Origin of the sequence: Hydrocoleum sp. CS-953, from assembly GCF_002260545.1 — a bacterium.
Taxonomy (GTDB): Bacteria; Cyanobacteriota; Cyanobacteriia; order Cyanobacteriales; family Microcoleaceae; genus Trichodesmium.
Window position 1 is genome coordinate 1 of record NZ_LGSU01001256.1, and the last position, 8,655, is coordinate 8,655.

Here is an 8,655-nt window from a genome sequence, read left to right on the forward strand (position 1 = left end):
AGGATAAATATTTATCTCAATAATATTATAAATAAGCTTAAGTGATAAAAAGACTTTTTTTTAATCTCGATCAGGGTAACAATCAAGGATAAAACTCTTATCTTACAATATCATGTTCAGTTGAATGTTTATCACATGGTTAAGGGAAATAGAAAGATAGGAAGTTAGGGAAAATAGGGAGATTTGCTATTCATTGTGAGAGGATAGCTTTTTTTATAATTAATTAATAATTAAATAAATTAAATAGAAGAGAATAAAGTTCTAAAAGAGGCAGAAACCCCTACCAAACTAGGAATTTGGTGACCAAACCCCTACGAGGGATCGATTGTACCGATACTACCGAATTTGATATCACTCAATAGGTAAACACCAAGAAAAGTAGGAAGGTTCCATGCAACCTCCCTACAATTTTATTGAACTAAACAGGGTTATTCAAACATCATTTTACTTAAGCATCAAACCAGTCTCTAAATTTTTGCTTAAACTACTATCTCAAGGAAATCATCAGCAGTGATATTAGCTACATTTACGCCTGGTAATTGAATTTCTAAATCACCATTTTCACTCTCAATGCTAGTGCCACCGTTTTCAGCTTCAATCTCCAAGTCAGCAAAGGTTAGATTACCTCTTAAACGAATGAAGTCTATTCCGTCTTCAAAGTCAGTGATTATATTCTCACCATGATTACTGCTGAAATCAAAGAAGTCGCTACCAGTTCCACCAGTGATTATATCATCACCCCTTTGAGCAGCAATAATATCACGACCTGCACCACCATCAATGATATCGTCACCTCGGCGTACTATGATCAAGTCATTACCATCTCCAGCGAAGAGCTGGCAAAAGCTTGAGTTTTGTCTCTTGCTTGTCTTCAATTAATATCTTCCCACCACATTCATCAAATTGCAATAGCTCGAGCCAGACAAGTTACACCCACGCTCANTTACCTCTTAAACGAATGAAGTCTATTCCGTCTTCAAAGTCAGTGATTATATTCTCACCATGATTACTGCTGAAATCAAAGAAGTCGCTACCAGTTCCACCAGTGATTATATCATCACCCCTTTGAGCAGCAATAATATCACGACCTGCACCACCATCAATGATATCGTCACCTCGGCGTACTATGATCAAGTCATTACCATCTCCAGCGAAGAGTTGGCAAAAGTTTGAGTTTTGTCTCTTGCTTGTCTTCAATTAATATGTTGCCAGTACATTTATGAAATTGCAATAGGTTGAGCGAGATAAGTTAGACGCAAGTTAAAAGTTTTGTCTGCATCAGTTAGACGCAAATTAAAAGTTTTGTCTGCATTTTCCAGAATAGTGCATACTTGAGATCGGCTACCAACTTGATATCTGCTAACACATGATTACTCAAGGCGTTTTCAATTTTTTCTCATGCTTTCTTTACGGTGTTACTGAAGCACGGGTATAATTTTTGGCATTGATATAAGTGGGGTGGGCATCCTGCCCGCCCGAAAATATTGGGGAGATGAGGAGATGGGAAGATGGGCAGATGGGCAGATGGGCAGATGGGCAGATGGGCAGATAAGCGAAAAATTTGGCAATAGCTTAAGATAGAACATTTTCTTATACCGAATTAAGCGGAATTAGTATAAAAAGAGTTACAAATTACTTAGTAGCCCAATTCCCCAATACCATTAGTATAATTGAGGTACTTAACCTTGTTTTACTAAAGATAATCGCCAGAAACTTCACTCTTGGCCCTCTATCCCTAATAATCTCTGTAATGGTAATCATATTGGCCTCTAATAACATTTAGTTCTCCACACTAGGGGCAAATGGAGCAGGAACGAAGCTACTAAAGCTCCAATATTATTGGATGTGGGGTTTGGAGAACAATAAACCCTGTGTCTTTAGGCCGAGCATACATGGCTCGCCAATATAAAAATAGGTGTTTTCCTCGGTCATCCTCTGCAAACAATAATGACTCTTTCTATAATTAATTTGTCTTACAGCGCTTTTCAGATGGATAAACCACATCGTCATAATCAAAACTCTGTAGGGACGTTTCGCTGCGCGACATATAAAGCGGAGCTTTGCGTTAGCACATGGCCATTCGCCCCTACCGTGGTCTACTGAAATGAAAACCGCTGTAATGCTACTTAGAAATTTTCTGGGAGAAAAAATGCCTGTTTGCCCAGCATTCTGTCGGAAATGTCAGTCCCATTAAGTCTATTATTTCTTGAAAATCTATCACTTCTTATACTATTTCTTTGTAAGAATGCACTTCATAATTGTTGCTCAAACCTGATTAAACTGATACCAATTCACTTTAGATGTCTCACAAATAGTTTCAAACTTTAGATGTGAAATAATTTCCTGAAATTACTGTAGCGTAAAAGTTTTGAGCCTATGAAATCTTAATTTTTGACTGTCTTGAGTGCGTCTTACATTCTGGAGAGGCTGTGTGCGGAATTACTTCCGCACTTTATAGAACCCCTGAAGGGATCTATTTAAAATTAGAGATTGAGAGTAGGGGAGTGGGGGTACGGACGTTGCATGCAACGTCCGTACGAGAGTGTCGAGAGATGGGGAGATGGGGTGTATTAGATATCTCCCACTCATCCAATCATCAAATCAATTATTACCCATTTTTTATCAATTAATTCTCCCTCCGACCTATTTTCTGGAGATACGGTTAGGGGTTCTATACGCCCCGCAGGAAACCTCAAAATTACGCACTCGCTTTTGTAGGGGCGAATGGCCATTCACCCCTACTTTTAACTTCCGTGAAACAGGATGACTATTCTCATCTTCTATTAAGTTCAACTTAATGGAGAAATAGTATTAATCTTCTTTCCTACATAATATAATTTTTTTAACTCAACACTTAAACAGACCTAATTTTCAACCTTAAGTCATTTTTAATCCAGAAAAAAACTAGCTAATTTATGAGTAATAGGAATATTTTTCGGAATTATTTTTAATGAGGNTTAAGTTCAACTTAATGGAGAAATAGTATTAATCTTCTTTCCTACATAATATAATTTTTTTAACTCAACACTTAAACAGACCTAATTTTCAACCTTAAGTCATTTTTAATCCAGAAAAAAACTAGCTAATTTATGAGTAATAGGAATATAGTATTTAATAAATAAAAAGTTAAATCTCATATGTTTCGCAATCAATAATCTAGATTTATTTCTGTTATTTAGATTTAAGATAACAATTAAAATGAAGCTAATAACTTTGAATATTTAGATTACAAATAAATGAGAAAAAGCTTAATTTTTAGCAAAAGCAAAAAACAAAAAAAATAATCTTGAAGAAGAATATCTCAATGGCAAATCTAAATATTACAGATTTAACCCCTGAATTTATGGCTGAAGCTATTACCAACGCTAAAGCACCTTGCCACAATTCTATGTACGAAACCTCTGATGGACAAGCAGGAGAAGTTGTATGTTGTTTTGATACTATTGGCCATCTTTATTGTAGATGCTCTTGTTGTCCTCCAACGATAGTAATGGTGTATCAACTTTGAAATGATAGATAAATTTTTCTGCCCTAGAAAGCAGAGGACAGGAAGGAGGAAAAAAAGTTTTTAGCTGGCCAACTGACTTGAAGACTCCTAGCAAGCAAAATATTGGATTTACTGGTCAATTAGTATTGTTCTGAAATTGACAGTCAATTTTTCTCCATACCTCACTCCACTTGATTAATCAACAAATTTAGTAATCTATTTTACAAAAATTAATTTTTTTTCCAAGTAGTTGCTAAATTTTTGCAACAGGGTTATAATCTACTTAATAGCTACTTATCTAGCAAAAAAAAATTGACAGAGAGGATGAGTCTATCTCCCTGTCACCTAATATTCTTGTATTTTATTCCTGATGGAAGTTTAACAGGCAAAATCTGACTTAATTTGGTTTCCGATTTTTGCCTGCCAAATCTACGAAAATCAAGAGTTTTGCTAGTTTAAATTTATTATATTACAAACAAAAATTCTTTTCGGAGATTTTTTTGAAGATATTNATATGCCTCAAAAATTCATGCCCCAAACCCAAACCAGCAGAAGCACCTTCAATTAAACCAGGAATATCAGCAAAAACAGTACCATCTCCAAAAGGTTTCCGAAAATTATTATATTACAAACAAAAATTCAGGTGTTGTATCTACTTCTATGTTGATAATTTTCCAGAACAGTTAAATTGCCAACTTGTACAACTTGTAATAGTTAACCTAGTTCAATACTACTAATGTATCTGGAGCTAGGAAATGGTCTAAATGATATGCACGCTCTTCTGTTTCAAGTAGAATTTTCTCATAGAGGTAGCGAGTAGCGCGATCGCCTAAACTTTCAGCTTGTCCAGCAAGACGACGTAATAACTTAATTACTTCCTGTTCTGCTTCTAGATCGTGTTCTACCATAACGCGAGAGCTAAAGCTACCATCTACTTCTGGAGTAAAGCAGCACATTTCAGCTAACTTAGCAAAGCTAGCAACTGGAACACCACCCAGACCATTTAGACGTTCTGCTAGTTCATGGATATGCTCTCTTACATCATCATAACTTTCTTTAAAGAAGTCATGTAGTTGGGTGAACTCTGCTCCTTCTACAACAAAATGGTGTTTCTCATATTGGAGATATAAAGCCTGGAAACTGGCCAAAGCAGCATTCATACCTTCGCATACTGGTGTAGTTACCTCTTTTTCTAATCCAACAGGATTATCCTTAATTTCACCAAATGCTTGTACTGGAGTAGCTGTAGTCATATTATTTATTCCTCTGTCAATTAACTTAGTTTAATGCTAGTTATCTAGCTTTTTTTATTGCTAATAGTCTTAAGTCTACCACAGTTAATAGGAGAGTCAACCTGAGTCAGGTTCACAGATAAAAGATATTGTGAGTTAGCAAGTAATTTTTATCAGACTATTGAGAAAATTTATTAGGTAGTGTATACTTACAAATAAAGGCTTTCTGGTAGAAACATACTCCACTTCCACCAGAGCTGACAAATAAACTTAGTGCTAATATATTTCAATTGTAAAAAAATGAGTACATTCAACCAGAGGCCAGACACCTGCGAAATTTTACCAGTAAGTTGTGTAGATAGATGGCAAGTCTATAGACGCTTACAAGAGTTAGATATTGATTGTTCGTGTGAAGCAGAAAAGCCATTGCAAGTAAATCTAAAAAACACAAATGAAGCTAACCAACTAGAAAGTGTTTTAAAACAATTCACAGCTCATCGTCACGAATTGGTGCAATTGTTACAAAGTTGTTGGGAGGTTAGCTAATATCCTGAATTAATACCATGAATTAGATAGAGGCAAAAGTAATGTATTTATCTGTTTAGAGATACAAAACTTTTACCTAAGTAATTAGACTTATTCCAAGCCACACAGACAACCATTAGTAAGCAAAAGTAACCAACAATGTCTAAATTGAAGAAGCATCAGAAAAAATTCAGCCTCGAAGGAAAAGTTCAAGAAGTTACCATCAAAGATGGCTATAAAGTCAAATATGTTCATGTAGAGACACCCGCCGGAAATAATTATGTTGTCAAAATAGCCAAGCGTTTACGACGGAATTTTTCATCGGTATTAATACCAGGTTTAGGGGTGAAAATGACTGGTGAAATGACAGTATGTCTAAAAACTGGTGAAGAAGAATTGAAAGCTTTCGAAATTATACCAGATTTTAGCAATAATTCAACAGTACCATGCCAAAATCATACTGTCCAATTAGTTGATGATTCATCTAGCCCACTCATAGAGCTAAGATTGCCAGAAACTGAGCATATTTGTAGTAAATCTCAAAAAGTAACTGGAGCTAATCCTAAATGTCCTGCTAAAAAAGCTCAGATTTTGGTATGTCAAAAATCTGATTGTCAAAAACGAGGTGCAGGCAAAGTTTGTCAAGCATTATCTGCAGCACTTAGCGATCGGGGCTTACAAGACCAGGTGACAATTAAGAAAACCGGATGCCTGAAAAAGTGCAAAGCAGGACCAAATATGGTAATTATGCCGAACAAAGCTAAATACAGTCGGATTAGTTCAGCAGAAATTCCCGAAGTAATTGAAAAACACTTTGCCTTAGAAGCATAACACAAAAGTTTCCAGATTCATGGTAGTTTTCTCTAATTCCAATCTCTTTCTAGGGATTGGAAATATTCTGCTGTATAATTAGGGTTTGCTGAAAAAAGCAGAGTGTGGCGAGGGTGGGGAATGTGGGAAGTGTGGGGAGGGTCGGAAGACTAGAGAAAGTCGGAATAATAATTGTCAAAAAATTAAAAGTAAAATCAATTCTCCCATGGGAAATTATCTCTTATTTCTTCCTACTCCCTACTCCCTCTTTTCCGGATATGTCGAATAAATTAGTTGAATTCTGTACTAAAAAAGATTGTTTGGGAATACCGATCGCAATTCCTTCGCGCTCGAAAGCTATCTTTACACGACGCCGTAATTCCCGATTTACCATCCAGTGTTCTCCAGGTTGAGTGGGAAGCAACAGACGTATTTTAATTCCTTGGTGAGATATTTCTTCCACACCAAATAATTGAGGAGGCGCGACGATCAATTGACTCCAGTTAGGGTCATCATGTAATTCCTTTGCTACTTGTTCAAAAACAGATAATGCTCTGTCCACATCAGTTTCGTAGGATACCTCCACTGTATAGTCAACCTGTGACCAATCTTTAGTATGGTTCTGCAAAATCTTAATTTGATGATGGGGAACAGTAAACAAAACTCCTTTAAGATTGCGAATTCTTGAATAGAGAAGATTGACTTCTTCCACACGACCTTCAACATCCTCTATCACAACCCAATCTCCCACGGCAAAAGAATCAGTAATCAGAAATACAGTACCATGAACTAAATCTTGAATGAGCGTTTGTGCGCCAAAAGATATAGTTAAACCAACAACACCTGCTCCAGCTAAAATAGGAACAATAGAAATATCAAGGAATCGTAGAGACACAAAGATTCCAATCAGAATGATTAGGGCTGCCTTAATACTAGCAAAAGATTGCTTTAAAGTAGATAAGCGTAATTTTTGGCGAGTATCAACTNGTACCATGAACTAAATCTTGAATGAGCGTTTGTGCGCCAAAAGATATAGTTAAACCAACAACACCTGCTCCAGCTAAAATAGGAACAATAGAAATATCAAGGAATCGTAGAGACACAAAGATTCCAATCAGAATGATTAGGGCTGCCTTAATACTAGCAAAAGATTGCTTTAAAGTAGATAAGCGTAATTTTTGGCGAGTATCAACTTGTTCAGAAAGAATTTGTATTTCTGACCAAATGTTTAGGAGCCAACTAAAGACTATATCTGCGACTTTATTAATTACAAACAGAGTTAACCAAAGTCCAAATAAGAGCCTCGGTTTGTAAATCAACCATAATCCCAAGGGTCTAGTATAGGGAAATAGCCCAAAAATTATCGCTAAACCTACTAACCAAATCCAGATTAGAACTAATGTTAGTAAATACCATAACCAAATATTACTTTTAATGTTCTGCCTTAACTTTTGCTTTTTCTCGTCTAGACTAGGAGATGGAAACCAATTAGCGATCGCTTTAAAAATACCACCAACTTGCCCTAATTTTTTTTTAGGGATCATTCCTTGAATCTTGATCAGCCAGGATGATAATTTAGTATCAGGAGAGAATGAAGAGTCAGTAGAGATTTTTGTCAGATACTTGTGGTGTGATTCCGTTCTCCATTCTAATAATCTTCGCCACAGCATCACAATGAAAGTGATAACCAGTAACAAGCAAAGGAATTTTGCTCCTTTTATCCCTTGAAGTTTTAAATATTCTGGTTGTCTTTCTTTCCAGGCAGCTATTAGAATTTCTCGCACTTTTACACTTGCTTGTTTCGACAATTCTGAGATAGGACGCCCATACAACTGAGCATCTGCTTTAGTCAAAGTCAGCAGGGTTAATGGTTGTAATTTTTTATTGTCTGAAACAATTATTACGGTTTCACCATTAAGGATACCAGAAATAACTTTCAAAGTTTGAGGATCGAAACTTTGCTGAACAATAGATTTTAATCTTTTCTCAATTATCCTCACTCTTTCTGTAACCAAAATATTGATATCATCCTTGGTATTTATATCTAAGTTATTAGTGGCTGCAACTTGAAAAACTAAGCGTCCGTCTAATTTGACTGCTGCATATTCGAGATTACCTATTTTGCCGGATAAAGAAGTTGGAATCTCAAGATTTTCAGAAAAATATGGTTGTTCCAGCAGAGAATTCAAGAACGAAGCCATGGAAGGCTCTATAATTTGAGCATTGACAAGTTCGGATGTAGCGATATAGCTGCCGCTAGGCTCCGCCAACGCGAACACTAGACTGAGAAGACTAATTAAAACTAATTTCTGCCAAGAATAGAAATTGAAAAAGTCTCGAAGCATTTTTACCTTTTACTCTACTGGGATATTTAGTCTACTCTTTAAAAGTATCAGGATATAGAGCTTCTGATTTTACTCTTACGAAGGCTAATAAAGATGATTTATATAGAAAAAGATTTATACTTTACTTCAGCAACACCCGGAAGATAAAATTTTAACACAAAAGGTTCCAGATTTTAAAGTAGTTTTCTCTAGTTCCAATCTTTTTTTAGAAGCCCTAACCGTATCTCCAGAAAATAGGTCCTGGTGGAGAAGTAAT

Annotated in this window: 8 protein-coding genes and 1 pseudogene; 4 read left to right on the top strand and 5 right to left on the bottom strand. The window is 35.9% G+C overall.

Annotated features, from left to right (window positions below):
• Positions 1–479: 479 nt before the first annotated feature.
• A complete protein-coding gene (locus tag AFK68_RS21755; RefSeq protein WP_256386620.1) occupies positions 480–875 on the bottom strand; it encodes a hypothetical protein in 396 nt (131 codons plus the stop codon).
• A 68-nt stretch (positions 876–943) separates the two neighbouring features.
• Positions 944–1,197: pseudogene (locus AFK68_RS46030) on the bottom strand (hypothetical protein); the annotation flags it as partial.
• A gap of 261 nt (positions 1,198–1,458) precedes the next feature.
• Between AFK68_RS46030 and AFK68_RS43555 the strand changes: the two are divergent.
• Positions 1,459–1,581 (top strand): hypothetical protein, encoded by a 123-nt coding sequence (locus AFK68_RS43555; protein WP_256386621.1) that lies wholly within the window; start codon positions 1,459–1,461, stop codon positions 1,579–1,581.
• Positions 1,582–2,585: 1,004 nt separating this feature from the next.
• Here AFK68_RS43555 and AFK68_RS37185 read toward each other — a convergent pair.
• Entirely contained in the window at positions 2,586–2,732 is a 147-nt protein-coding gene (locus AFK68_RS37185; protein WP_168186597.1) for a hypothetical protein, read from the bottom strand.
• 572 nt (positions 2,733–3,304) lie between these two features.
• On the opposite strand from AFK68_RS37185, the gene AFK68_RS21765 reads away from it, so the two are divergent.
• Positions 3,305–3,508: a hypothetical protein gene (locus AFK68_RS21765; RefSeq protein WP_094675019.1), complete on the top strand. Its 204-nt coding sequence runs from the start codon at positions 3,305–3,307 to the stop codon at positions 3,506–3,508.
• A 698-nt stretch (positions 3,509–4,206) separates the two neighbouring features.
• On the opposite strand, the gene AFK68_RS21775 is transcribed toward AFK68_RS21765, so the two are convergent.
• Positions 4,207–4,740 carry a Dps family protein gene (locus tag AFK68_RS21775; RefSeq protein ID WP_094675021.1) on the bottom strand — a complete coding sequence of 178 codons (534 nt, stop codon included), beginning with the start codon at positions 4,738–4,740 and terminating at the stop codon, positions 4,207–4,209.
• A gap of 279 nt (positions 4,741–5,019) precedes the next feature.
• On the opposite strand from AFK68_RS21775, the gene AFK68_RS21780 reads away from it, so the two are divergent.
• Together AFK68_RS21780 and AFK68_RS21785 are read left to right on the top strand one after the other, a co-directional pair.
• Positions 5,020–5,265: an Asr1405/Asl0597 family protein gene (locus tag AFK68_RS21780; protein ID WP_094675023.1), complete on the top strand. Its 246-nt coding sequence runs from the start codon at positions 5,020–5,022 to the stop codon at positions 5,263–5,265.
• 138 nt (positions 5,266–5,403) lie between these two features.
• Entirely contained in the window at positions 5,404–6,075 is a 672-nt protein-coding gene (locus AFK68_RS21785; protein WP_246844339.1) for a (2Fe-2S) ferredoxin domain-containing protein, read from the top strand.
• Positions 6,076–6,295: 220 nt separating this feature from the next.
• Here AFK68_RS21785 and AFK68_RS46035 read toward each other — a convergent pair whose 3' ends face one another.
• Positions 6,296–6,949 carry a mechanosensitive ion channel family protein gene (locus tag AFK68_RS46035; protein ID WP_371357492.1) on the bottom strand — a complete coding sequence of 218 codons (654 nt, stop codon included), beginning with the start codon at positions 6,947–6,949 and terminating at the stop codon, positions 6,296–6,298.
• Positions 6,950–8,655 lie beyond the last annotated feature (1,706 nt).